Origin of the sequence: Xanthomonas nasturtii (genome assembly GCF_001660815.1) — a bacterium.
In the GTDB taxonomy this organism is placed as follows: domain Bacteria; phylum Pseudomonadota; class Gammaproteobacteria; order Xanthomonadales; family Xanthomonadaceae; genus Xanthomonas; species Xanthomonas nasturtii.
Genome location: NZ_LYMI01000023.1, coordinates 165,547 through 191,731 on the forward strand (window position 1 = coordinate 165,547; position 26,185 = coordinate 191,731).

General features: G+C 65.0%; 14 protein-coding genes. 7 read left to right on the top strand and 7 right to left on the bottom strand.

Going from position 1 to position 26,185, the window contains the following annotated elements:
• Nucleotides 1–188 precede the first annotated feature (188 nt).
• Genes A7D16_RS10445 through A7D16_RS10455 form a run of 3 tightly spaced genes read left to right on the top strand, consistent with a single transcriptional unit; the run spans nt 189 to nt 4,122 of the window.
• Nucleotides 189–767 (top strand): (2Fe-2S)-binding protein, encoded by a 579-nt coding sequence (locus A7D16_RS10445; RefSeq protein WP_064632365.1) that lies wholly within the window; start codon nt 189–191, stop codon nt 765–767.
• A complete protein-coding gene (locus A7D16_RS10450) occupies nt 740–1,828 on the top strand; it encodes an FAD binding domain-containing protein (protein ID WP_064632367.1) in 1,089 nt (362 codons plus the stop codon). The genes A7D16_RS10445 and A7D16_RS10450 overlap by 28 nt, the downstream gene beginning before the upstream one ends.
• On the top strand, nt 1,825–4,122 hold the full coding sequence (locus A7D16_RS10455; RefSeq protein WP_064632369.1) for a xanthine dehydrogenase family protein molybdopterin-binding subunit: 2,298 nt from the start codon (nt 1,825–1,827) through the stop codon (nt 4,120–4,122). The genes A7D16_RS10450 and A7D16_RS10455 overlap by 4 nt, the downstream gene beginning before the upstream one ends.
• Nucleotides 4,123–5,196: 1,074 nt before the next feature.
• Here the strand turns inward: A7D16_RS10455 and A7D16_RS10460 are convergent.
• The 3 genes from A7D16_RS10460 to A7D16_RS10470 form a co-directional block, all read right to left on the bottom strand.
• A complete protein-coding gene (locus A7D16_RS10460; protein WP_064632370.1) occupies nt 5,197–11,208 on the bottom strand; it encodes a coiled-coil domain-containing protein in 6,012 nt (2,003 codons plus the stop codon).
• Between the two features lie 684 nt (nt 11,209–11,892).
• A complete protein-coding gene (locus tag A7D16_RS10465; protein WP_064632416.1) occupies nt 11,893–14,418 on the bottom strand; it encodes an excinuclease ABC subunit UvrA in 2,526 nt (841 codons plus the stop codon).
• A 514-nt stretch (nt 14,419–14,932) separates the two neighbouring features.
• Nucleotides 14,933–15,571 (bottom strand): HD domain-containing protein, encoded by a 639-nt coding sequence (locus A7D16_RS10470; RefSeq protein WP_064632372.1) that lies wholly within the window; start codon nt 15,569–15,571, stop codon nt 14,933–14,935.
• A gap of 146 nt (nt 15,572–15,717) precedes the next feature.
• Here A7D16_RS10470 and A7D16_RS10475 point away from each other — a divergent pair, with 146 nt between their 5' ends.
• Nucleotides 15,718–16,464, top strand: coding sequence for an EAL domain-containing protein (locus tag A7D16_RS10475; protein WP_064632374.1), 747 nt, complete (start codon nt 15,718–15,720; stop codon nt 16,462–16,464).
• Nucleotides 16,465–16,573: 109 nt separating this feature from the next.
• Here the strand turns inward: A7D16_RS10475 and A7D16_RS10480 are convergent, their stop codons facing one another.
• Together A7D16_RS10480 and A7D16_RS10485 are read right to left on the bottom strand one after the other, a co-directional pair.
• Complete coding sequence (locus A7D16_RS10480; RefSeq protein ID WP_064632375.1) at nt 16,574–18,268, bottom strand: FAD-dependent oxidoreductase; 1,695 nt, start codon at nt 18,266–18,268, stop codon at nt 16,574–16,576.
• 271 nt (nt 18,269–18,539) lie between these two features.
• Complete coding sequence (locus tag A7D16_RS10485) at nt 18,540–19,118, bottom strand: alpha-ketoglutarate-dependent dioxygenase AlkB (RefSeq protein WP_064632377.1); 579 nt, start codon at nt 19,116–19,118, stop codon at nt 18,540–18,542.
• Between the two features lie 204 nt (nt 19,119–19,322).
• On the opposite strand from A7D16_RS10485, the gene A7D16_RS10490 reads away from it, so the two are divergent.
• Nucleotides 19,323–21,677, top strand: coding sequence for a GH92 family glycosyl hydrolase (locus A7D16_RS10490; RefSeq protein ID WP_064632380.1), 2,355 nt, complete (start codon nt 19,323–19,325; stop codon nt 21,675–21,677).
• Between the two features lies 1 nt (nt 21,678).
• Here A7D16_RS10490 and A7D16_RS10495 read toward each other — a convergent pair whose 3' ends face one another.
• Nucleotides 21,679–22,395, bottom strand: coding sequence for a DUF429 domain-containing protein (locus tag A7D16_RS10495; RefSeq protein ID WP_064632381.1), 717 nt, complete (start codon nt 22,393–22,395; stop codon nt 21,679–21,681).
• 194 nt (nt 22,396–22,589) lie between these two features.
• On the opposite strand from A7D16_RS10495, the gene A7D16_RS10500 reads away from it, so the two are divergent.
• Nucleotides 22,590–23,492 (top strand): SDR family oxidoreductase, encoded by a 903-nt coding sequence (locus tag A7D16_RS10500; RefSeq protein WP_064632382.1) that lies wholly within the window; start codon nt 22,590–22,592, stop codon nt 23,490–23,492.
• 291 nt (nt 23,493–23,783) lie between these two features.
• Here the strand turns inward: A7D16_RS10500 and A7D16_RS10505 are convergent, their stop codons facing one another.
• Nucleotides 23,784–25,262, bottom strand: a complete 1,479-nt coding sequence (locus tag A7D16_RS10505) for a glycoside hydrolase family 30 protein (RefSeq protein ID WP_064632384.1) — start codon at nt 25,260–25,262, stop codon at nt 23,784–23,786.
• A gap of 474 nt (nt 25,263–25,736) precedes the next feature.
• Here A7D16_RS10505 and A7D16_RS10510 point away from each other — a divergent pair.
• Nucleotides 25,737–26,185: IS110 family transposase (locus A7D16_RS10510; protein ID WP_153043145.1), on the top strand; the 449-nt coding region annotated here is incomplete at its 3' end.

Consider the following 26,185-nt stretch of genomic DNA (forward strand, 5'->3'; position numbering starts at 1 on the left):
TGCACTGCACTCCGTCCTCACTTGCGCACACGCACTGCATGCAAGCGCAAGCGTACAGTGATCACACTGCTGCGCCTGAATGCGTTTGCGCAGCGGTGTATCGATGCGAGTCGCACGCGTGGTCACTTCGCGTTGACCACAGCGCGGTCAAGGTGGTGGCCCTCCTCAGCCATCGCCACGGGGTTCGCATGAATGCCACACCCGCCACTGCCCATGACACGGCGCCGGCAACTGCCACCACCAGCGCGCCGACCTACCCGGTCAACCTGCGCATCAACGGTCAGCCCTATCACCTGCAACTCGAAGCCTGGGTGAGCCTGCTCGATTTGCTGCGCGACCGCCTCGACCTGACCGGCACCAAGAAAGGCTGCGACCACGGTCAGTGCGGCGCCTGCACGGTGCTGGTCGATGGCCGCCGCATCAATAGCTGCCTGACCCTGGCCGTCATGCAGGACGGCGCCGACATCATCACCGTCGAAGGCCTGGCCGATGGCGACGAGCTGCATCCGCTGCAACGTGCCTTCATCGCCAACGACGCCTTCCAGTGCGGGTATTGCACACCGGGGCAGCTGTGCTCGGCAGTGGGCCTGATCAACGAAGGCAAGGCGCACGACCGCGACCAGGTGCGTGAATTGATGAGCGGCAACATCTGCCGTTGCGGCGCCTATCCGCAAATCACTGACGCCGTGATGGAGGTGATGGGCAAGCCCAGCGACAGCAGCGAAAGCGCGGCCACCCCATGGATTCCAGGGACGGTGCCGGCATGATTCCGCTCACCTATACGCGCCCGGACAGCGTCGATGCCGCCCTTGGCGCCATCGCAGTGCGTAGCGGCGATGCGCAGCCGGTGCCATCCGAGGCGCCGGTGCGGCTGATCGCCGGCGGCACCAATCTCACCGACCTGATGAAGCTGCAGGTGATGCGCCCCAGCCGCCTGGTCGACATCAACCGGTTGCCGCTGGACAGCATCAGCACCCAACCCGATGGCGGCCTGCGCCTGGGCGCGTTGGCACGCAATGCCGACACCGCTTACCACCCGGAAGTGGAAGCGCGTTACCCATTGCTGAGTGCGGCGATTCTGGCCGGCGCCTCGCCGCAGATCCGCAATATGGCCAGCAATGGCGGCAACCTGTTGCAGCGCACGCGCTGCATGTATTTCTACGACCATGCCACCCCATGCAATAAACGCGACCCGGGCACGGGCTGTTCGGCCATTGGCGGGTTGACCAAATACAACGCCATTCTCGGCGCCAGCGAACACTGCATCGCCACCCACCCCTCGGACATGTGCGTGGCATTGGCGGCGCTGGATGCGGTGGTGCATGTGCAAGGCGCCAACGGCGAGCGCGACATTGCGTTTGCGCAGTTTCACCGCCTGCCCGGCGCGCATCCGGAACTGGACAGCACCTTGGCGCCGGACGAGTTGATCGTGCATATCGACCTGCCCGACGCACAGCGCTTCGTCGCGCATAGTGCGTATCTCAAGATCCGCGAGCGCCTCTCGTATGCGTTTGCGCTGGTGTCGGTGGCGGCCGCATTGGAGTTGGCCGAAGACGGCAGCATCCGCCAGGTGCGCGTTGCCCTGGGCGGCGTGGCGCACAAGCCATGGCGCAATCCCGACGCAGAGGCGCAACTGGTCGGTCAACCGGCCAGCGACGACAGCTTCGGCCGCCTGGCCGATGCGCTGCTGCAGGGCGCGCAACCGCAGGGCGAAAACGCCTTCAAGCTGCCGCTGGCGCGCCGCGCCATCGTGCGTGCATTGGGCGTTGCACGCGAGGGCACCATCGACAACCGCGGGCGCACCACTGCGCTGGAGGAATCGCCATGAACGCACGCAGCACCGACCTGTCCGACAGCGAGCTGACCCCACCGGTTGCCGACATCGGCACCGGTTATCGTCCCACCGGCACCGGCGTCACGCGCATCGATGGACGCGCAAAGGTCACCGGCCAGGCGCGCTATGCCGCCGAATGGCCGGTCCCGGATCTGGCCTATGGCGTGGTGGTCAACAGCAGCATTGCCAAGGGCGAGATCGTCGCATTTCATCTGGATGCCGCACGCGCGGTACCCGGTGTGCTGGAGATCGTCACCCACGAAAACCGCCCGCATATGCGCGGCATGGATCTGTTCTACAAGGACATGACCGCGCCGGCCGGTTCGCCATTCCGTCCGTTGTACGACAACAAGATCCTGTACAGCGGCCAGCCCATTGCGCTGGTGGTCGCCAAGACCTTCGAAGCTGCGCGTCACGCTGCACATCTGGTGGAAGTGGAGTTGCTGCAGGACCCGCACGCCACCAACCTGATGACCAATCTGGACCGTGCACATACGCCCAAGCCCTTGAAGGCGGGTTTTTCCCCGCCTCCCAAGGACAAGGGCGAGCCGCAGAGCGCATTCGACAATGCCGCGTGCCAGGTACAGGGCGACTATTACAGCGGTGTGGAGCATCACAACCCGATGGAGTTGTTCGCTTCCACCGTGATCCGCGATGACGACGGTCACTTCACCATTTACGACAAGACCCAAGGCTCGCAGAACAGCCGTTGGTATGTGTCGCATGTGTTCGGCCTGAGCAAGCGCAAGGTAACGGTGCGCAACCCGTATGTGGGCGGCGCATTCGGCTCCGGGCTGCGCCCGCAGTATCAGTTGCCGCTTGCGGTGATGGCGTCGATCCTGCTGGATCGTTCGGTGCGCGTGGTGCTGACGCGGCAACAGATGTTCACCTTCGGCCACCGCCCCGAAACGCTGCAACGGCTCAAGCTCGGTGCCGACCGCGACGGCACCTTGCGCTCCATCTGGCACGAAGCCATCGCCGAGACCTCGCGCATCGAAGACTACGTGGAAGTGGTGGTCAACTGGAGCGGCCAGCTATACGCCTGCGACAACGTGCACCTGGGCTACAAGTTGGTGAGCCTGGACCAGTACAGCCCGATGGACATGCGTGCACCCGGTGCGGCGCATGGTGTGCATGCGCTGGAAGTGGCGATGGACGAATTGTCCTATGAGGTCGGTATCGACCCGCTGGCGCTGCGCTTGAAAAACTATGCCGAGGTCAATCCCGCCGACGACAAGCCCTACTCCAGCAAGGCGCTGCGCCAGTGTTACGCGCAAGGCGCCGAACGCTTCGGTTGGGCGCAACGGCCACTGCAGCCGCGCGCACGCAAGGAAGGCAGCGAATGGGTGGGCTGGGGCATGGCCACCGGGCAATGGGATGCGATGCAGATGTTTGCGCGTGCCCATGCGGTGCTGCATGCCGACGGGCGCCTGGTGGTCAGCAGCGCGGCCAGCGATATCGGCACCGGCACCTACACGGTGATGGCAATGATCGCTGCCGAAGCCTTGGGTTTGCCGCTGGAGCAAGTGACCTTTCAACTCGGCGATTCGACCTTGCCGGTTGCGCCGATCGAAGGCGGCTCTTCGCACGTCGCCACCGTGGGCTCGGCAGTGGATGGCGCTTGCGGCAAGCTGCGTGCGCGGTTATTGCGGCTGGCCCAGGCCCTGCCCGCCTCACGCTTCGCCAACGCCAAACCCGACGATGTGGTGTTCGCCGACGGCACACTTGCAGTGCGCGGCGATGCCGGCAGCGCCATCGGCCTGACCGACCTGTTGCGCACAGCAGGGCTGGAGCAGATCGAAGACAAGTTCCTGATGTTGCCCAACGTGTTGAAGCAGCGCAAATACACCCGTGCCACGCATGGTGCGGTGTTTGTGGAAGTGCGCGTGGACGAAGAACTGGGCACGGTGCGGGTGACGCGCGTGGTCAGCGCAATTGCCGCCGGGCGTATTCTCAACCCGATCACTGCACGCAGCCAGATCGTCGGTGGCGTGGTCTGGGGCATCGGCCAGGCATTGCACGAGCACACCCAGTCCGATCACCGCTTCGGCCGCTTCATGAATCACGATCTGGCGCTGTATCACGTCTGCGCCAATGCCGACATCCACGACATCGACGTGATCTTTGCCGACGAAGACGATCGCATCGTCAGCAGCCTGGGGGCCAAGGGTGTGGGTGAAATCGGTTTGGTTGGCGTGTCTGCGGCCATCTGCAATGCGATCTTCCATGCCACCGGCAAGCGCATCCGCAGTACCCCGATGACGCCGGACAAGGTGATGGCGGACTGACCTGCGTGGCACGTTGCGCCTGTATGAATGTATGGCGCAACGATACGATGGCTTACGAAAACGCAGCCCCTTTGCCGCTGCTCTCATGGGTCACGACGATGGGCCCAATGTATTCGGTGCACTGGGCCCATCGTGTTATCGCAGCGGTGCAGCGTCGAGTGTGAGCGGTGCTGTACATGTCAGTCGCCGCATCAGCGTCGCGCGGACTTCTTCTTGCCTGATGCCTCGCTAGCACCTATGCGCACCGTGGCCACAGCCATGGTGATCTGGCCGGCAACAGCCGTCTCAAGACCAACTCGTTGTTGGCCGACGCTTTCAGGCCGGTTGGTCGCAAACGCAGGATTTGGTCGAAATCTTCGGCCGACATTCCGCTGCCCCTGCACCCATGCGGGCGCAACAGCTGCAACAGCGTGTCTTCAAGCTGCCGGTAAAGTGCATCCAATGCTTCGGGCGCATGCACGCCGCAATTGCTGACCCGTACCGTTTTCCGAATCGACCGCCGCCGCTACGACTTCCACGACCCATATATCGAACAGATGCCGTAGTTCGGTCTGCAGGTCCTCCACGTCGCGCACGCGGTTTCGGCCACTTATCAGGTCCGCTGTTGCGCGACCAGTGGCGAAGAACGCCACCGAATGACAAACCCCGGCATGCCGCAGGTCGTGGAGCGCTGCACCTTCGCCCCCCCGCTATCCGAGCGCTGCAGACCACAGGTAGCAGCCGGGCGCCGTGCCGACGTGACGCTGCTGGCGCCCGGTGAGCCGCTGCCACACCGCCGACCTTGTAGCGGGGCCTGTTCGATGTGTGGGTGGCACGGCCGACCGACGCTACCGGTTGTGTCGGCCAGTTTTGAACAGCTGCGCTGATGCACGCTGCGATGACCAGCGTGCTGCGCGGGCCATCGGTACGGTCTGCCCATGTGGTCGCTGCGTCGCGATCACCCTCGGCTACACGCGCCTGATTGACGCTCCAACCCGCGGCGCACCGAAGCCGGTCTCGCGCCCTCCCGTCATGCAACACACCCGCGCACGTACGCCTGCGCGGTCAGGAAGGCATTCAAGTGTGCCCGGCGCATCAGGCTCCTTGCTCATCGGCCAGGGTGATGTCATCGCCAGCATCGGCCGCTGGCGCGGCATCGTCGCCGTAGCGTGCGCTCAACATCGCCAGCATGGCAGCCCGCGCCTTTTCACCGAGGTCGTGCGCACGTGTCATGGTTTGCCGTGCTGCACGTGTCAGTGCATCGATGTCGCCTAACGCATCGGCTTCTTCAGCCAGCCTGGCGCGCACGCCGTGCGCTAACGACACCAGCGCACCGATGCGATCGCGTGTCTCTGCCGATTGCTGCTGGACCCTGCTCAGCTTCGTTTGCGCTTCTTCGAGTGCCCGCACTGCCTCATCCTCGCTGGCGGTGTCGTTCGCCAACGCATCGGTGCTCGTGGCCTGCATGTGCAACACCCGCAGCGCTTGGCGTCGGATGTCGGCATCGCGCTCGGCATCTTCGACAGACTGACGCTCTAGCTCAGACACGCGGTGCAGATCCGCCAGACGCTGCAACAGGTCGTTCAACCTGTCGTCCAGGTCCCGCAGTTGCGCCTCTTGCGCGTCATACGCCTCCGCGGTCTGACGCAGAAGGTAGTCGATCGCTGCAATCAGGGACGACTCACTTTGTGCAGCCTGCCGCAGTAATTCGAACGCATGCTGAGCTACCGCAATCTCCTCCATTGCGCTGCGCCCGGCCATCAGTTGACTTAGGCGACCGTGCGCCTGGTCAAGCGTGTGCTCGGCCTGTGTCACCACATCCCTGCAGGCGTGCAACGACGCAAGCACTTGGCGCAAGCTCCACGGCGCGATCGCCGCTTCGGTGATGTCCTCGCCTGTTGGCGCAAGTCTGGCCAGCAAGCGGTCGATGCGTTCGCCTGCCTTGGCCTGTGCGAGCCCCACTGCCTCCATCAGCGCAGCGCAGTTGCGGCGCTGCGCATCAACTCCAAGCGTTTGCTCTTCCAGGCGTGCCAATTCGAGCGTCAGCGCGCGTAGATGAGGACCCTCCGGCGGCGTGCCCGTCTGCAGATACCGTTCAAATGCAAGCTCACGCGCCGCCTGTAACCCTGAGCGCTCGCCCCGCGGAGAGACCGTACCCGGTTGCGGCACTTGCGCACGCTGATGTTGCCCAAGCGCCTGCACGCCGGCCTGCTGCAGGCGGTCCAGCGGGCGGCGCAGCGCACGTGCACCGGCTTCGAGGACTTCCGCCCCTTCGATGCGGTCGTACAACCCGTAACGGAACTGAATCTCCGCCTGGAACAACTGGTGCGAGGCGACCGCCGTCGACGCCACATTGAGCAGCGGCAGACCGACACGGCTGGTGACCGGATTTTCGTCGGTATTGTGAACGGCGATGGCCGCAAGCCGGTACAGATCCGGCGATTGCTGCGCAGCAACGAGAACGTCCTGCCAGGACATCCCGTCGCTGGACGCCGGCAATCCCAGTGCCCCTGCTGCCTGCGCATGCTGCCTGGCGGCCAGCGCGTCGTTGATCACCACCATCGCCTGCGGCCGCATCTCAAACACGAAACGAACCTGATTGACATGCGGGATGTCCTTGAATCTGCGCAACACCTCATCCAGCCCGGGAATCTTGCGTCGTATCTCGGCAACGTCACGCATCTTCTCGCCCAGCGCGCAGTGGCCGATGGCATGACTGATTACCGCGTCGAGCGATTCGCGTCCGAACATGTTGATCTCTACGCGGGCGCCGGGAATCACGCGCGCCCGCTGCTGGATGGCTGCAGCATCCTCCTGCCGCAGCTGATGCAGCATGTCGACCACTGCCGCGCGCTCGGCTGCCGTACCGCCTTTCCATAGCGATACCGCCGCGGCACCAGTCGCTTGCGCGGCGAGCGTCCGCTGTCGCGCCAGGGCTGCTCCGCCGAGTGCCGCGCCAGCTTCGATGGCCAGCGCGTCGGGACCCTGAATACGTTCGAGCGCCTTGCGCAGCAGGACACTGCGCTCTTCCGGCGTGGACGGATGCTCCATCGCGCCCAGTTCGGCACTGCTTTCTGGAAAAACGGCCTTGAGCCGTGCGCGCAACGTGTCCCATCGATGCCGCGTCACCGGCTGCGCGGCATGCGTATCCAGGGTGCGCTTGTAGCTGGCAGTGCCCAATAACGGACCGGTGCGCGTATCGTCCAGTATTGCGTTGGTTGGCAACTGCACGTCGCTAGACGCCACCCGCACACCGGCCAGCTGCAGCGTGCCGGCACCGGTGACGGCATTGACCAGCCGTTTGAAATTGCGTCCCAGTACCGAAGTCAATGAGCCACCTAAATTGATGCCGGCATTGACCTCGGCATTAATGCCGATGCGACCCTGGAATTCCAGGCCGATGATGTCTTGCCAGGCGTGGTCCAGATGCAATTCCATCTGACTCCATTGCACACCGATCTGCGCCGTCATGCCGACCGGCACCGACACCGAAATCGCGCTGCGCGGACTGCCGGTGGCTGCGCCCTGTGCGGTGGGCTGTTTCGCGCCGAAGGGATGCCTGACTGCCAGTGGATGCACAGCCAGGTTGACGTTGAGCGACGCATTGATGTTGGTTTCGAACAGGTCCAGGCCGATTGCCCCATCATTCACGCCTGCGCGTAACAGGCCGGTGGTATCGCCGGCGTACCGGTCGAACAACAGTCTGGCAAATTCGGGGATGGTGTCCGGCGACAGGATGACTGCCGCGCCCACGCCATGTTGATAGCTCCCCCCCACGCCGAGATTGGCCGCGCCGCCCCAGGTTGCAGACACTGTTGGCCCCGGGGCGTCCACATACACATGTCCGCCGGTCCCCGGGCCCGTTTCAAGATCGATCCTCAGGCCTACGGTTGCGGACGCGGTCGCTTTTGCGTGGCGCACGAAGAAGGCCACCAAGCCCGCGTCGCCGTCCTTCGAATCGCCGATGCGCTCGACGCCCAGCGCATGGATGGCCTCCCCTCCCATACCGACATTGATCGGACTTACATGCATCCATTGCACCGACCCCAGCGAGCCGCGCAGCTCGGCCGAGCGCACCCGAGTTGAGAAGAAGGTGCTGCGATTGAACAGGTCCTGCAGCACATCGATCATGCGCGATGCCATTTCATCTGGGGCGCTCCACTGCGGCAGACCAAGACTCTTGAGCAGCTGCAGCTGGCGGGCGCTGCCGGGAGTAGTGACCTCCTGCCGAAAGGTCGACACCACGTCATCGAATGCCTCCAGTTCGCGCCAGGACGACAGCCCCAGCTTGGCCAGCGCATGCAGCCTTGACTGCCGCCGCCTGGCGTCGGCTGCCTCCAGCGCCTGCGCGTCGGCGACGCTCAGCAGCGCATCGTACTCAACCAAGCCTGCGAGCAGGCAGGCGCTGCGCAGCGCATTCGGCACATCTGCTGAGTTGCCGGCTTGATCCTGTTGGGCCGGCAAGGCGACCTGGGCGGTCTTGAGCCGATGGACGACCTCACGCAACTCGGCAAGCAGCGCATGCTCGATGTCGCTCAGTGCCTGCGGATGTAGCGCTGCGCCACCGGCCAGCGCAGCGATGCAACGGTCAAATGAGGGCATCAGGTCATCATCCTTTTGCACCACAGCGCGAGTGACCGCAGAACGCGCCCGCCGCCAAAGTTCGGCGACGCGATAGCTGGGATTCGAACTTGTCCGCTGGATGGAGGCCCCGTCCGCCATGGAAAAATCGGCGGCCAGCGCGCCATCGCGGAATCCGATCTTGCGCAGATCGCGCAACAGCCCGGCCAAGGCCGTTTCGCGCAACGCGACCAGTTGCGCATGCTGGTTGGGCGAAAGCCCATCAACCGGTTGGCGCTCAGACGCCGCAGCGGCAATACGCACCTCGGCCAGGACAGGCAAGCTGTCGAACAGTTCCAGCGCAAGCGACTGGGCCTGCATCGCCTCCTGGCGGACGCCGGCAAGTCGCTGTTGCTGCGGTGAGGGTGGCTGTCTCACGCCGGTCCATCCGGCCAGCGTGCGCACAGCACCTCCGACCATGTCTGTCATCACTTGCGCGAGCGCGCTGGCCTGAGCGCGCCCACTCTCGACCAGGACCTGCGCATTCGAGTTCAAACTTAACGGATCGGTGGACGTCGTGCCCAGCAAGGTCGTGCTGATCGCCGCGTCGTGGTCGGGAGTACTGATCCGACTTGCCTGCTGCTGGTTTATGTGGGCATTGGTACCGGACTGGGTACTGGCAGCGGCGACTTCCTCGGGTGACGGAGACGCGGCAACGCGTGCCGCCAGGAGGGTGCCATCTGCAGCCGTCATTGCCGGCAACACGGCGTGCCAGCGCGCGCCCAGCTGCACCTCGAGTCGCCCGGTGCGCGTACTGCGCAGCCCACGCGGTGGCGGTAGCGTCTGTGGCAAGGTGATCTGCACCGCATCCCACTGCCCGTGTTCTGCAAGCCGGTATAGCTGCGCAGGCCCTTGGTGAGGGTGGTCTAACGCATACAGCACATCGTCCAACCCGATCGCGATTGCCAGCGGGCGTTGCAGCGGGGGGATGCTGCCGCGGTTGCCTTCCGCATCCACCTTGAGCAACGTTCCCGACGCCGTCATCACTACCGCGCTGCGATCTGCATGCACTGCCGCCTGGACGAGCTCTTCGTCGAAACGGGCGATTGGCTTGCAGCGCACCTCCACCACATCCGGCACCACGATGAGCGGCCCACCGGAAGGCGTGGTGGGCAACCCATCGGCCGCCAGCCAGGTGGTCCGACCGGGAAGCGTGATGTAGACCAGTTGCGGCGGCGAAGCCAGCAGCGCAAACACTGGCCGACGGTCGACGAAGCCCCGCGCTCCGGTATGCAACGAGACAACGCCGGTGAGTGGAGCGCCATCGGCAAGCTTTAGCCGCTCCCATGGCTGGTCTGGCGCGGGCGAGTAGTGCAGCACCCCGTCCAGATGCCCCAGCCGGGCATGTCCATCCAGCACCACCGGCGACTGTATCGCCTCATCGGCGGGCAGCTGCAGCCCTTCGCTGCGCATCAGCAGAAGCGGACGGTCGAGCATGAACGCCGGCTGGAATCTCGCTTGTCCTGCCGGCCGTTGCAACGCGATGCGGTGCCCGGTGCTATCTTCCAGCACAAGATGCGCACTGTTGTCGTTGGCCAACCCCATAGACGTGACCGCCCATCCTTGTGAGGGCTCCAGCCGATCCGGCAGGGTCAGGCGCCGTGAAGCGATCGGCCCGGTGCCGCGCAGATCCGCCTCATACACATGCCCCTTGTCATCGCGCATCAACGCGATGCCGGCGTCTGGATGCGCCAGCGGCAGCAGATCGACCGGCACCGCAGGCGTCGGCTCGAAGCCTGGGCCGCCAGACACCGGACGCAACAACTCCACCACCCGGTCGGGCCTATCCTCATCGCAACGCCGGAACAGGCCATCCTGCAGCAGGCATGGCCTGCCATCGGCATCGAAACGAAGCACGGCGCCGTCCGGTAGATCGCCGACGCTGACGGATATCTGGTCACTGCCGGCGCGCCAGCAGTGAGCCCCTGCCTGCAGATATACAGCGCCATCGGCCTGCAGGCCGAGCATGCGGATATCGGCCGCTGCACCGCACGCGGCAGGCAGCGGAACCGGTACCCAGCGTCCACGCACATCGGCGCGATGCAGCTTGTTAGCACGACAGGTGAAACACTGACCATCGGTCGCCTGCCAGATACCGGTCAGCAGACCAATCGGCGGCTCGGCAAGCTGGCTGGCGATCTGGTCGGCGGTCGGCGCTGTGCCGGTACGGCGTTCGACGTCCGGATGCACGGTCAAGCCTGCGATCAGTAACCCTGGCGTTGTGGTGAAGAACGCCTCGTTGCGTGGCATCCGCGGGTCCTTGGGATCGGCCACATAGCGCAGCAGACGTCCACCGCCGCCTAGCGGCGATTCGCTCTGGACCGCCGGCCGACGCGCAAGACAAGCGTCAATTATGCGAGCGACCTCGCTATCCGACGCGGAGGCGCCGTCGAGCTGCACGCTGGCACGGCGGCCGTGCTGCGACGGGGAACTGCGCAGGCGGACCGCGGTGGTTGATGTGCTGGATGCGCGTCGACTTACCGGCAAGGCGCCCAGCGCATGCGCCGGAGGCTCAGGGAAAGGCGGCCGCGGCGAGACTGTGGTCGGCACCGCTACGTCGGCCGAATCTGGTGCCGGCAGCGACCGAGGCGCACTTGAGGAAGCGATGGAATGTGATGTAGTCATCGAACTATCCAAAAAAGATGGGATGCTCGGCGCGACGTCTGCAGGGCGACGCCTCACACGGCGTGAAGTACCGCAGATGTGCGTTCCCGATCAGGCAGGCCCACGGATGCCTGACAGTGCGCGAAGCATGCGTAGGCAATCCGCTCGGCTTGATCGACAACACTCAATGGGCGCGGGCAACGCCCAGGCGTTCTATTGACGCACTGACGCATAGCCAGTTGAGGCCAGACGGCGAGCCTGCCAGAGACGCGAGCTCACGCGGACATGGCAAACTCAGGGTGTGCACGCAATTGAACACGCTCACGCCCCGAGCGTAACGCTGTTGCCTTGCTGTGATTAAGCGCATGTCGTCCTTCCTCCCAGAAGAAATGACATCCGTCAGGATGTATCGCTGCGGACACGTCGGGCATCCAACGTCCCGCTGCTCCCCTCCTAAAGTAGTGCGCTGAGCACCGCGCGGAATGTCGAATGCGAAGCGCCGCGCGCGATGGCGAAACGTGGCGCACTCGAATTCCGACCGTATCGATCAGTTGCGACCTGCGTCGCCTAAACGATCAACGGTGCAAGAAATGCAGCTGTTCGGCTATTGACGTGTTGAGCTACCGCCGCCGGCGTGCCTGCGACAACCACGTTGCCGCCTGCACCGCCTGCACCCGGCCCCATATCCAGCACCCAGTCGCTGCTGGCGGCCACGCGCATATCGTGCTCGACCACGATCACCGTGTTGCCCGCGTCGACCAGCCCTTGCAGCTGCGCCATCAAGGTATCCACGTCGGCCGGATGCAGCCCGGTGGTCGGTTCGTCCAGCACGTAAACGGTGTCGCGTCTTTGGGCGCGTTGCAGTTCGGTGGCGAGCTTGATGCGCTGCGCTTCGCCGCCGGAGAGTTCGGTAGCCGGCTGGCCCAGGCGTAGATAGCCCAGCCCCACTTCGCGCAATACCTGCAGTGGGCGCAGCACGCTGGCATCGTCGGGGAAGAACAGCGCCGCCTGATCCACCGTCATTTCCAGCACCTGGGCGATGTTGCTGCCGCGCAATTCAATCTCCAGCGTCTTGGCGTTGTAGCGCGCACCGTGGCAGGTGGGGCACGGTGCATAGACGCTGGGCATGAACAGCAATTCGACGTAGACCGAGCCTTCGCCCTCGCAGGTGGCGCAGCGGCCTTTGGCGACATTGAACGAAAACTGCCCCGGGTCGTAGCGGCGCCGGCGGGCGGCGGGCGTGGCGGCAAACAGCTTGCGCACCGGGTCGAACAGGCCGGTATAGGTCGCCAGGTTTGAACGCGGCGTGCGGCCGATCGGCTTTTGATCCACACGCACCAGCCGGCGCACCTGCTCCAGCCCGGCCACAATGGCGCCGCCCAGCGGCACCTGCGTGCCGCGCTCCAGCGGATCCGGTGCTTCGTCTTCTTCTGCCTGCGTCTGCCCCAGGTGGGCCGCCAGCAATTCCACCAGCGCCTGGCTCACCAACGACGACTTGCCCGAGCCGGACATACCGGTGACGGTGGTGAACACACCCAGCGGCAGGTCAACATCCAACGCACGCACGTTGTTGCGGGTGATGCCGCGCAACTGCAGCCACCCACTCGCTGCGCGTGCATGGCTGTGCACGGGCGGCGGTGCGCCGAACAGATAGCGCCGCGTGGACGAGGCCTGCACCTGTTCCAATCCCGCAGGCGGGCCGCTGTAGAGCACTTGCCCGCCATGCACGCCGGCGGCCGGGCCCACATCCACAATCCAGTCTGCGTGGCGGATCACGTCCACTTCGTGTTCGACCACGAATACCGAATTGCCGGCCGCCTTGAGTTGATCCAAGGCGCCCAGCAATGCCTGCGCATCGGCCGGATGCAACCCGGCCGATGGTTCGTCCATCACGTACACCACGCCGAACAATTGCGAGCGGATCTGCGTGGCAAGCCGCAGCCGTTGCAACTCGCCCGGCGACAAGGTGGGCGTGCTGCGCTCCAGGCTGAGGTAGCCCAGGCCCAGCGCCTGCACCACGGCGATCCGTGCGCGCAGATCTGCAGCGATGCGTTGCGCGGCGATCACCTTTTCCGGATGTTGGCTTGCGCCCTTGCGCGCGTTCTTGAACGGCCTGGCATCGGCCGCCGGGCGCAGCAACTCGGCCACCTCATCCAGTGGCCGACGCGACAGCTCACCGATATCCAGCCCGGCGAACGTCACCGACAGTGCCTCGCGGCGCAAACGCTTGCCATCGCACTGCGGGCATTGCGTGCTGAGCAGATACTGCGCCACGCGCTTTTTCATCTGCGCGCTTTGCGTGGTGGCAAAGGTGTGCAGCACGTAACGCCGCGCACTGGTGAAGGTGCCCATGTAGCTGGGGTCTTCCTTGCGCTTGAGGGCGCGCTTGACCTCTTCCAGGCTGTAACCGGCATACACCGGCACCACCGGTTGTTCGTCGGTGAACAGGATCCAGTCGCGGGTTTTCTTGGGCAACGTGTGCCACGGCACATCCACATCGTGGCCCAGCGTGGTCAGGATGTCGCGCTGGTTCTGCCCATGCCAGGCGCCCGGCCAGGCGGCGACCGCGCGGTCGCGAATGCTCAGGCTGCGGTCGAGCACCATGGTCGCTTCGGTCGCGTCGTAGATGCGCCCCAGGCCGTGACAGGTGGGGCAGGCGCCGGCCGGTGTGTTGGGCGAAAAGCCATCGGCATAGATGATCTCCTGCCCCGGCGGATATTGGCCCGCACGCGAATACAACATGCGCAATGCGTTGGAGATGGTGGTGACGCTGCCCACCGACGAACGCGCACTCGGCGCGCCGCGCGCCTGCTGCAAGGCCACCGCCGGCGGCAGGCCGTCGATGGAATCCACTTCCGGCACGCCCACCTGGTCGATCAGGCGCCGCGCATACGGGGAGATCGAATCCAGATACCGCCGCTGCGCCTCGGCAAAGATGGTGCCGAACGCCAACGACGATTTGCCCGACCCGGACACCCCGGTGAACACCACCAGCGCATCGCGCGGGACATCCACGTCCACATTCTTGAGGTTGTGCTCGCGCGCCCCGCGCACGCGCACCAGGCCGGTAGAAGAGGACGTTGCGTTTGACATGACCACCAGACCGCCGTTCGACAACGCATCAGCCTAGCGCGGGACGCATGCAGCCGATGTCGTCGTCGCATCGTTTAGGTGCAGTCGAGTGCTCTAGGTCAACAGTCAACAGCCTGGTCGGTCGAGTGCGCGGTGCCCTCGCCGCTCGCGGGACACGCCGCAAGTACGTCCATGTAGGCTCGGTGGCGGCATCCATGCCGCCACACGGTCCCGCAATCGGTGAGGACACCGCACCAGACAGTTTGCTGGCTGCTTTGCTGAAAGCCTTTCTGTCACTCGGCTTGCCTTGGGAAGCTGATCGGACGCGCTGTTACCCAAACGACGCACGTCATGCATGGCTTGCACCATGCGCAGCGACCATCCCAACTGGTCCTTGCCCGCCCACCGTCGCGGGACCTTACGCGGCATGGATGCCGCGTAAGAGCCTACAAGGAGGTACTTGCGGCGTGTCCCGCGACGGTGGGCGGGCAAGGGCCCTGCAGCAAACCCGCAGATCAGCCGCTCTAAAACGCGATCAGCCCAGCGCGTGCGCCGGCGCAACTTGCTCGCCAGTCTCGGCCAGTGCCTGCATGCGCGTCACCACGCCACTGAACAGCCGCGCGGTGGCGGCATCGCGCGTGCGGAATATTTCCTCCAGCGCGGCGTAATACCACAGCGTGCCTTCGCGCCCGGCAGTGAAGACGTTGAAGATGTCCTGGCCGACAGCGGGGTTTTCCAGGTCCTGCACGATGCTGCGCGCGTTATAGAGCTTGTCGCAGCCAGACACCAGCAATGCGCGCTCGGGGGTTTTGCGCAGGTGCTCGAGATAGGCCTGCTTGCGCTCGCGCCAATCGCGTTTGCGTGCGCGCTGGCTGTTGTCCACCTCGGCCTTGTCTTCGGCGGTGGCATCGGTGCAGGCCATCACGATGTCGGCCACTGCATCGCCGAATTGCGCACGGATCGAAGCCTGGTGCCCGCCACCGCAGTCTTCCACCACGTCGTGCAGCAGCCCGGCGATGGCCTGCTCTTCATCGCCACCGCATTCCAGTATCAGCGTGGAAACGCCCAGCAAATGACTCAGGTACGGCACCTGCGTACCCTTGCGCAGTTGCCCGGCGTGGGCGATGCGCGCGTAGTCAACGGCCAGGGCGTAACGTTCTGTGAGAGCAGTCATGGGGCGTCCGATGCAAGCGATGCGCGTAGTATCGCCTCACCCGGCTGCCACCGGGTGAGGGCGCTGCGATGAGCGATTCAGGCTCAATGACGCGCGCTTGCGGCCGATAGGGCTAGGCTCCACTGACGCCGCACGATGGACCTGCCATGACCCAGATTCCTGTTTGCACTGCCTGCCGCGATGGCCAGGAATTTCCGACCGCCATCACCATGGCGTTCCAACCCATCGTCGATGTCGCCACGCGCAGCATCTACGCGGGCGAGGCGCTGGTACGCGGCATCAACGGCGAATCGGCCGGCAGCATCCTGGCCGCGGTGGACGAGCGCAACCGCTATGCCTTCGACCAGGCCTGCCGCATCAAGGCCATCGAATGCGCCGCGCAGATCGCACTGCCCGCGCTGCTGTCGATCAATTTCATGCCCAACGCGGTCTACAACCCCGAGCACTGCCTGCGCGCCACGCTCTCGGCCACCGAGCAATACGGCTGGCCGCTCAATGCCATCATCTTCGAGGTCAGCGAGCAGGAACATCTCGTCGACCCGGCGCATCTGCTCGAGATCCTGCGCACTTACCAGGCGCGCGGCATGAAAACCGCCATCGACGACTTCGGCGCCGGCTACGCCGGGCTCGGCCTGCTGGCCGAGTTTCAGCCGGATCTGCTCAAGCTGGATATCGCCCTGGTCCGCGGCATCGACACCGACCGCAGCCGCCAGGCCATCGTGCGCCACGTCACCCGCATGTGCGAAGAACTCGGCGTCGCGGTGATCGCCGAAGGCATCGAACAACCCGACCAATACCGCATCCTGCGCGACATGGGCATCCACCTGCAGCAAGGCTATCTGTTCGCCAGACCGCAGATCGGCGCGCTACCGCAGGTGCACTGGCCGCAGTAAGCAGTCGCATGCCAATCGCGCCCCATCGGCACAAGCGCAATCGCCCGACACACCACCCGCACCCGAAGCCATCACCCGGCACGCAAGCCACTTAACGATTCCCGATTCCCTATTCCCCAGCGCTGGCAAGTTCAGAGGCCGGCACCGGGTTGGCCTGATGCGCGAGGTATTGGTGGACCTGCGCCACCACCGCCGCGCCCTCGCCCACCGCGGCGGCCACGCGCTTGACCGAGCCGGCACGCACATCGCCGATGGCGAACACGCCGGGGCGATTGGTTTCCAGCGGCAGGCAGGCTGGCACGCCATCGCCACGCGCAGTGCCGGTGATGACAAAGCCGCGCTTGTCGGTGTGCACGCAATCCTGCAGCCAACCGGTATTGGGGTCGGCACCGACGAACAGGAACAGGTGGCGCAACTCCACGCGCGTGGTTGCACCGTCTGCGCGCGTACGCAGCACTGCAGCCTGCAGGCCGCGCTCGGGGTCGCCCTCCAGCGCAGACACTTCGGTGCCGGTATGCAGCTGCACATTGGGCAATGCCGCGATGCGCTCGATCAGGTATTGCGACATCGATGCTTCCAGCCCATCGCCGCGAATGATCAGGTGCAACTCCTTGACCCGCGGCGCCAGAAACGCCACCGCCTGCCCTGCAGAATTACCCCCACCGACCAGCGCCACCACGCCGCCCTCGCACAGGCGCGCTTCCACCGGCGATGCCCAGTACGACACGCCGTGGCCTTCGAAGCGCTCCAATCCTTCGATGTCGGGGCGTCGATAGCGCGCACCCGACGCAATCACCACGGTACTGGCCAGCACCTGTTTGCCATCGGCCAGGTCCAGATGCAGCGCACCATCGTCGCGCCCGCATTCCAGCGTGGCCGCTTCGAGCGGGATGGCCAGCTCCGCGCCGAATTTCAGCGCCTGGTTATAGGCGCGGCCAGCCAGCGCCTGCCCGGAAATCCCGGTCGGAAAGCCCAGATAATTTTCGATGCGTGCCGAGGCGCCGGCCTGCCCGCCAATGGCGCGCTGGTCCATCACCAGCACCGACAAGCCTTCGGAGGCGGCATACACCGCTGTCGCCAGACCGGCCGGGCCGGCGCCCACAATCGCCACGTCGTAGCGCTTGTCCGGGTCGATGTCCGGGGTCATGCCCAGGCAATGCGCGGCTTCGGCATCGCTGGGCTGGCGCAGCACGCGGCCGCTGGGGCACACCATCACCGGCAGGTCGTGCTCCTGGATACCCAGCCGCTCGACCAGCGCGCGGCCTTCGTCGTCGGAGACATCGATCACCGTGTTGGGGTAGCCATTGCGGGTCAAAAAGCCCTGCAAACGGGTCAGATGCGGGTCGTCCGGCTCGCCGATCAACACCGAGCCGGAGGCATCGCCTTCGATCAACCCGACCCGGCGCAGGATCAGCGCGCGCATCACCACTTCGCCCACTTCGGCCGAACTGATCATCAGCGCGCGCAGATGTGCGGTGTCGAACGGCAGCGCCAGGCAACCGTCCGGCCCGGCGCGCCCGGCCGCCAGCGATGCGCGCCCGGCCAGCTGACTCACCTCGCCGGTGAACTGGCCGGGCGTGTGCCGGGTGATCGGTTTTTCATTGCCCAGGCCGTCGCGGCGTACCACCTCGATGGCGCCTTCCAGCACCACCCACACCGGCGCGTGCGCATCGCCCACTTTGAACACGGCCTCGCCGGCGCCAAACCGCTGCGCCGGCCCGCTGGCAAAGCGCCGCGTGATCGCCAACTGGCCCGCGTCCAGCTCGGGGAACATCTGATGGTGGCGGGTCTCGTCCAAAGGCATGGATCGGCAGCGTTTGAGGGAGATTGCATGCAAGCATGCGCAGTGGTGATGGCAATGGCAATCACGCGATATAGGCAATGCCCACAACGACAGCGTGCAGACACACGGCAAGCGCACGCGAGCGGATGCGGCAGGCGAATCTACGTTCGCCAGCGCTTGAAACCGGCGCGCGCAGAGCAGCGCCAGCCATCCATCAACCAATCAAGCCCAAGCGTGCGCGTTACAGCTGCGCAGGTTCCCAGTGCGGGCCATGCTGCCCGGCGGCCATGCGCTAGGCCGGGCGCACGCGAAACACCGCACTGATGCGCTCGCCCACTGCGCGCGTGGTTTTGGCAATGCCGTGCGTATGCGTGCGCTGCGAGGCGTGGCTCATCGCCAGCAGGCTCCCCGGTGCCAACTCCAGCGTGATCGCGCGCGTGCCGGCGTCGTTGGCGCGCAGCTGCATCCGGCGCGGCGCGCCCAGCGACAGCGACGCAATCGGGTACGGCGCCACCAGCGTATGCAATGCATCGTGATGCATCGCCACGCTGTCGCGCCCATCGCGATACAGATTCATGCCCACCGCGTTGTACGGTGCCGGAAGCACCGCCTGCACGGCATCGAGCAAGCGCTGCAGCGGCAGGCCGGCAGGCAATGCGCCGTCCAGACGGTACGACGCCAGCAGACGCGGCACGTCCACCACCCGGTCGTACATTTCACGGCGCTGGCTGCGCCAGTGCGCGCCATCGCGTAGCGCCGTGAACGCGTCCTGTGCCAGCGCAGGTGACAGCAGCTGCGGCCAGTAGCGCACGCCACCTTCGCGATCGTCGAGCAGCTGCAGCGGTGCGATGGGCGCGTCGAATAAATCCATCGCCGCGATATGCGGGCGCGTGCAGCCGATTTCATCACCACGATTCCGTCGTGCGCCGCGCGAGGCCGACCAGTTCAGTTTTACGCCGCGCACGCCCAGCCAGCGAACCCAACCATGACACCACTGCCATCACGTGGCGCACGTAGGTGGCGTGCCCGCGGCGCTGTGCTACGGTCCGGCGCTGCACCCGCTGGAGCACTCTGCATGTCGTCTCGGTTGATCGCCCCACGTCGGGCTCATTGGCTGGCAGTGCTTGCCGCCGTCGTCGCAGTTTCCAGCAACGCTGCGCCACGCGCGCCCGCGACGGCCTTCGATGCGGTAGACCCGTTTGTCGGCACCGGTGGCGAAGGCCACACCTATCCCGGCGCCACGGTCCCGTTCGGCATGGTGCAGCTGAGCCCCGACACCCAGATCAAACCGCGCAAGGAAGCCTATGGCTGGGCTGCGGGTTACCGGCATAGCGACACCACCATTGTCGGCTTTTCGCATACGCATTTTTCCGGCTCCGGGCATTCGGACCTGGGCGACATTCTGCTGATGCCGCAGGTGGGCGAGATCAAGCGCGAACGTGGCGACGCGAACACGCCCGGCAGCGGCTACACCGCGCAGTTCGATCACAGCAGCGAACAGGCGCAGCCCGGCTATTACGCGGTAACCCTGAAAGACAGCAACATCCGCGCCGAGCTCACCGCCAGCGCGCGCGTGGGCGTGCATCGCTATCACTTTCCGAGAGGCGCGCCGGCGCATGTGCTGGTCGATTTGCGCACCAGCCTGTACGACTACCCGGGCAAGGTGCAGTGGTCGCGGCTGCGCGTGCACAGCGATGACACCGTCACCGGCTTTCGCGAAACGCGCGGTTGGGCGCCCGGCCGGCAACTGTATTTCGCCATGCGGTTTTCGCGCCCGCTCACCGCCACGCAACTGCACGACACCGAGCAGGACATCCCATACACGGGCTTCCCACCGCCCGGCGCGAACAACCCGGCGCAGCGCGCGCAGATCGAAGGCCGGCAACTGGTGGGCGTGTTCGATGTGGCCAACGACGGCACCCCGCTGGTGGTGACCGTCGCGCTATCGCCGGTCAGCGAAGCCGGCGCCATCGCCAATCTCGATGCGGAAGTACCGGGCTTCGATTTCGACCGCGTGCGCGCCGATGCACGCACGCAATGGACGCAGGCGCTGGCGGCGATCGATGCACAAGGCACGCCGCAACAACGCACCCAGCTCTACACCGCGCTGTATCACACGCTGCTCGGCCCCACATTGTTCATGGACAGCGATGGGCACTATCGCGGGCCGGACAACGCCGTGCATCAAGCCAGCAGCTGGACCAACTATTCCACCTTCTCGTTGTGGGATACCTATCGTGCCCTGCACCCGTTATTGACACTGGTGCAGCAGCCACAACGCAGCAGCGACATGGTCAACTCGCTGCTCGCCGCACGCCGCGACAGTCCGTACGGCATCCTTCCGGTGTGGGCATTCCACGGCCTGGAAACCTGGTGCATGATCGGCTACCACGCGGTGCCGGTGATTGCCGATGCGTACATGAAGGGCATCGGCGGCTTCGACGCCGACGAGGCCTTGCAGGCAATGGTGGCCAGCGCCGACTACGGTCCGTACGACGGCATCGCGCAATACCGCGAGCTCGGCTATGTGCCCATCGACGAAGAAGGCGAAGCGGCGTCCAAGACGCTGGAATACGCCTTCGACGACTGGACCATCGCACGCATGGCCCAGGCGCTCGGCAAGCCAGAGATCGCCGCCGAATTCAACAAGCGCGCCGGCAATTGGAAACACGCCTTCGACCCGGCCACTGGCTACATGCGCGCACGCACGCGCGCCGGCAATTTTCGCGAACCGTTCGACCCTTCGGCCAGCGGCTACGGCAGCGACTACACCGAAGGCAATGCATGGCAATACTCGTGGTACGTGCCGCAAGATGTGGCCGGGCTGGCCGCCGCGCATGGCGGCGAAGACAAACTCCTCGCGCGCCTGGATGCGGTGTTCGATGCCAAGGTCGACCCCAAGGTGTTCGAACACATGGAAGACATCACCGGGCTGATCGGCTGGTATGCGCATGGCAACGAACCCAGCCACCACGTGGCCTATCTCTACGCCTACGCCGGCCAGCCGTGGCGCACGCAGGCGCGCCTGACCCAGATCATCGGTAGCCAGTACCACGCCGGCCCCGAAGGCCTGGCCGGCAACGACGACCTTGGCCAGATGTCGGCCTGGTATGTATTCACCACGCTGGGCTTTTATCCGGTGGCGCCGGGCAGCAATCAATACATCATCGGCCGCCCGTTCCTGCCGCGCGCCACGCTCAATCTGCCCAATGGCAAGCGCTTCAGCATCGTCGCCGATGGCTTGAACGCGTCACGCCCGTATATCGGCAGCGCCACGCTCAATGGCCAGGCCTTGAACCGCGCCTACCTGACGCATCAGGAGATTCAGGCCGGCGGCGAGCTGCGTTTCCGCATGCAGGCCACGCCGAACCAGCAGTGGGCAACGGACCCGACGCAGCGGCCGTATTCGATGTCGGCGCAGCCCCGCTGAGTCAGAAGTAGATGCCCATGCGCAGGCCGCAGGCGTCGCGCTCGACCACCGCCGGCAGGCTGCCGGCGGTGCCTGCCGCGATCCGCTGCGCGCTCCAGCAGGCCGCCAGGGCGTCCAGCACATCGTCTGGCTGCGCGCAGGCACGCGGCACGCGCTCCAGCAGCGAGGCAACGCGCGCCGCGCCGTAGTGGCCGCCTAACAACCGGCAGCGTTGCCGCTGCCCTTCGGTGCTTTTCTTTGCTGCAGCCAGGCCCGGCCCGCCGGCAAGCGCCGCAAACGATACCTCCGGATGCACCTCGAACACACGTGCTGCCCATGCGGGGTCTGCCCGCAGGGCGTCGTCCCAATCGCGGATCTTGGGCAGCAACACAAACGACTGCACGCCAAAACCACGCTGCTTCTCATGATCCAGCACGCGATGCAGCGCAGAGGCTTCCGCTTGCGTGCGTGCCTGCAAGATGCCACGCAGCGGCGCAGCAAAGATGCTGCACGCACGCCGCCCGCCCACGAATTGGCGCGCCTGCGCATCCGCCGCGCGCGGTGCGTGCTCGCTCAGCCCGATTGGGACATCCACGCCCAGCACGTCCACCGCATGCAGGGCCACTGCCAGTGCAGCCACGGTTGGGTAGTAGGCAAATGCCAGTACGTCGCCGTTGTCCCACACGGCGATCCAGCCACTGCGCGCGCCATCGACGCCGACACACCAAGCTTGTTGCACGGTTACAGATTCTCTTGCGTAAAGAATGGACGAGGTGACCCTGGAGTGACGCACGCGCAGCGTCGTCGCGTCACGCGTTCACATGATGCACAAGTTTTTTTCACCCGTGCACAGCAGGGGCGTTTCCACACTGGGCGGCATCGGTGCGCTGTGTCCGCGCGTACCGCGCCATCCCCCACTGCAGGAGTCCGTGCATGTCCAGCGCGAAGAACCAGTACGAAATGCAAAACCCCCTGACCCAATTCCCGCAGCCGCAGTTCCCGGAGCAAACCCAGGACGCACCCGGCACCATCCATGCGCTGCAACCCAAGGCCGACCACGGCGAGCAGAGCTATAAAGGCTTTGGACGCCTGCTCGGCCGCAAGGCGCTGATCACCGGCGCAGATTCCGGCATCGGCCGTGCCACCGCCATTGCCTATGCACGCGAAGGCGCCGACATCGTGCTCAATTATCTGCCCGAAGAAGAACAGGATGCCGCAGAAGTAGTCGAACTGATCAAGGCCGAAGGCCGCAAGGCGATCCCCATCCCCGGCGACCTCAAGGACGAAGCGTTCTGCAACGAACTGGTGGCGCGTGCGGTCACCGAACTGGGCGGGCTCGATCTGCTGGTCAATATCGCCGGCAAGCAGACCGCCATCAAGGACATTGCCGACATCACCACCGAACAGTTCGATGCAACCTTCAAGACCAACGTGTACGCGATGTTCTGGTTATGCAAGGCGGCCATTCCGCATCTGCCGCCGGGCGCGTCCATCATCAACACCGGCTCGATCCAGTCTTACCAGCCCTCGCCCACCCTGCTCGACTACGCCTCCACCAAGGCGGCCATCGTGAACTTCACCAAGGGCCTGGCCCAGCAGGTTGCGGACAAAGGCATCCGCGTCAACGCGGTCGCGCCCGGCCCGGTGTGGACGCCGTTACAGCCCAGCGGTGGCCAGCCGCCGGAAAAGATCCCGGATTTCGGCTCGGAAACGCCGCTCAAGCGGGCCGGCCAACCGGTGGAAATGGCGCCGCTCTACGTAATCCTGGCTTCGCAAGAGTCGAGCTACGTCACTGGCGAAGTGTTCGGCGCCACCGGTGGCCTGCTGCTGTCTTGAGCCAACAGGCTGTCCTGAGCCAGCAGAAAGCGGGCTTTCGCCCTAGCGCCACGACAACCTTGCCGATTGCTGCGCGCAGCGATCAGCAAGAGCTGTCTAGTGGCGCTTTGGTGCTGACGGCTGCATCAACTGGTGATGTGTCCAGAAGACGGACGCGCAACGTAGATCGACCAGTGAATCGCCGCCAGCTTCAACCAAACAAAAGGTTCCCTTCTCCCACCGGGAGAAGGTGCCCGAAGGGCGGATGAGGGTACGCTTGCTCGCGATCCAAACCGGCCATCGACGCCCCATCTACCGCATCATCACCACCGTCTGGATCGCATGCGCCGGGATCTCCAACTCGCTCGACGCTTCCCCCACATACAGGTTGTAGCGAATCGCCACGTCGGTGGCATTCATCACCACCGTCGCCAGTGACCCATCGCGGTTCGCAAATGCGGTTGTCATCAAATTACTACGGCTGCTGGCCGCACTCACCCGCCGCGCACCCGGCCGGATGAACCTGGAAAAGTGGCCGATATACCAATAGCTCGGCGTATACGTCAGCTCGCCGGTGCGCGTATCTGCATGCACCGGCGCAAAGCAGTAATTGCCCACGTGATTGGGCCCGCCGTGCTGGTCGAGCAGGATGTTCCAGTCGGTCCAGCCCACCGCGCCGTGATTGAGGTCGTTGATGATGGCGGTGCCGTAGCGTTCGCCATTAGGCCAATACTGCAACTTGGCGGCATCGAACTTTTCCACCGCCGCCTCGGTCAGCAGCAGATGCTTGTCCGGGTAGGCCTGCGCCACTGCCGCCACGTTTTCCACCATCGGCTCGAATCCGGCCCAGGTTTCGTACCAGTGGAAGCCCATGCCCCAGGCATATTTGGCCGCTTCCGGGTCGTCGAAGATCACATGCGCGCGGTGCACCATCATGTCGCGGTTGTGGTCCCACACGATGATCTTGCGATCGCCGTAGCCGGCGCTGGCCATGGTCGGCCCCAGATGGTTTTTCAGGAAGTCGCGTTCTTCTTCGGCAGAAAACAGCATCGACTCCCAGGTCTGCACCGCCATCGGTTCGTTCTGCAGGCTGATGCCCCAGATCGGGATACCCGCCTTCTCGTACGCCGCAATAAACCGCGTGTAGTAACGCGCCCAGGCCTGCGCATACTCCGGCAATAGCTTGCCGCCCTTGAGCATGGTCTTGCTGTCTTTCATAAAGGCCGGCGCGCTCCACGGGCTGGCAAACGTGGTGAGCGTGCCACCTGCAGCGGCAATGGCCTGGCGCAACATCGAGATGCGGTACCTGGCATCGTGCTTGACCGAAAAACTCTTCAGCGCCGCATCGCCTTCCTTGATGTAGGTGTAGCTGCCGCTACTGAAGTCCGAACTGTGGATGGTGGTGCGCGCCAACGTATAGCCAATGCCGTTTTGCGGGTCGTAGTAGGCGGTGAGCAGCGCGCGTTGCGCACGCTTGGGCAGCTTGGCAAAGGTCTCGGCGCTGGAATCGGTGATGGCCCCGCCAATGCCCAGCAGTTCCTGAAACTGCCGCTGCGGATTGACGAAGATGGAGTTCTCTTTATCGGTCAAGGCATGCCCGGCGACAGGAGCGGCCGCTGTGCTGGCGCGCAACTGTTGCATGGCGCCTTGAGAGCTGGTGTAGATGCGCAACGCGCCATCGCTGCGCGTCGCTGGCGAGGTCGCATCTAACGCTGCTGGGGTCGCCGCGAGCGCCGCGGCCGCGGTTACGGCACTCGCGCTGCTCATCGTGCCCAGTCCCATCCCCAGCATTCCCACCACCGACCACGTCATCGCTCGCTTCACCGCGCACCCTCCCAGGTAGATCGCGCCAGCCTAACCGAGCAGCGCGCCGCACCATGGCACAGCAAACGAGCGCAAGCGTTCCCTTCTCCCTTCGGGAGAAGGTGGCGCGCAGCGCCGGATGAGGGTACGTGCGCACGCGGCGGTGCCGGCAGCGCGTAATGCATCACAAACAGCGAGAAATACAAGACTTCAATCCGCACCAATCCCAACAGCCGTACCCTCACCCCACCCCCTTATCTCTTGGCGATCTGCCAGATTAGGTGTCGAGAGCCGGCGTGGTCGACCGATAACCCACAGGTCTAAACAACCGCGGGAGAGCGAGGTCGCCACGCCGGGATCTCCTGGCAAACGCCCGAACAGTTGCTGGAGTTGGCACTCGTAACGATCAGGCTGGGCAGCCCAGGAGAGCTCTCGACCCTTGGAGCATAGCGGAGTTTTTCCATGGCATACGGCGTAGGTATCGATGTCAGCAAGCAGTGGTTGGATGTGCATGTGCATGGCTGCAAAGGCGAGCGGCGCTTCCCCAACACGGCGGCAGGTCTGCGCCAGCTGCGCAGCTGGCTGGGACACATGGAGCTGCACCAAGTGGTACTGGAAGCCACGGGCGGCTACGAACTGGCAGCGTTGGATGCGCTGCATGCGGCCGGCCTGCCGGTGGCGCGTGTGAACCCTCGCCAGGCGCGTGACTTTGCCAAGGCCATCGGCCAACTGGCCAAGACCGACACCTTGGATGCGCGCGTGCTGGCGCAGATGGCGATGGTGGTATCACTCACGCCCTACCAGCCGCTGGAAGGCTGGCGCCGTCAGCTGCGCGAGTACCAGCAGCGCCGCACGCAGGTGTTGGCGACGGTGCAGCAGGAGCGCCAGCGGCTGTCTCAACTGACCGATGT

What these genes read in the sequence shown, in the direction of transcription:
- A7D16_RS10445 (WP_064632365.1), top strand. Translation starts at nt 189, where the DNA reads ATGAATGCCACACCCGCCACTGCCCATGACACGGCGCCGGCAACTGCC.
- A7D16_RS10450 (WP_064632367.1), top strand. Translation starts at nt 740, where the DNA reads ATGGATTCCAGGGACGGTGCCGGCATGATTCCGCTCACCTATACGCGC.
- A7D16_RS10455 (WP_064632369.1), top strand. Translation starts at nt 1,825, where the DNA reads ATGAACGCACGCAGCACCGACCTGTCCGACAGCGAGCTGACCCCACCG.
- A7D16_RS10465 (WP_064632416.1), bottom strand. Translation starts at nt 14,418, where the DNA reads ATGTCAAACGCAACGTCCTCTTCTACCGGCCTGGTGCGCGTGCGCGGG.
- A7D16_RS10470 (WP_064632372.1), bottom strand. Translation starts at nt 15,571, where the DNA reads ATGACTGCTCTCACAGAACGTTACGCCCTGGCCGTTGACTACGCGCGC.
- A7D16_RS10475 (WP_064632374.1), top strand. Translation starts at nt 15,718, where the DNA reads ATGACCCAGATTCCTGTTTGCACTGCCTGCCGCGATGGCCAGGAATTT.
- A7D16_RS10480 (WP_064632375.1), bottom strand. Translation starts at nt 18,268, where the DNA reads ATGCCTTTGGACGAGACCCGCCACCATCAGATGTTCCCCGAGCTGGAC.
- A7D16_RS10485 (WP_064632377.1), bottom strand. Translation starts at nt 19,118, where the DNA reads ATGGATTTATTCGACGCGCCCATCGCACCGCTGCAGCTGCTCGACGAT.
- A7D16_RS10490 (WP_064632380.1), top strand. Translation starts at nt 19,323, where the DNA reads ATGTCGTCTCGGTTGATCGCCCCACGTCGGGCTCATTGGCTGGCAGTG.
- A7D16_RS10500 (WP_064632382.1), top strand. Translation starts at nt 22,590, where the DNA reads ATGTCCAGCGCGAAGAACCAGTACGAAATGCAAAACCCCCTGACCCAA.
- A7D16_RS10505 (WP_064632384.1), bottom strand. Translation starts at nt 25,262, where the DNA reads ATGCTGGGGATGGGACTGGGCACGATGAGCAGCGCGAGTGCCGTAACC.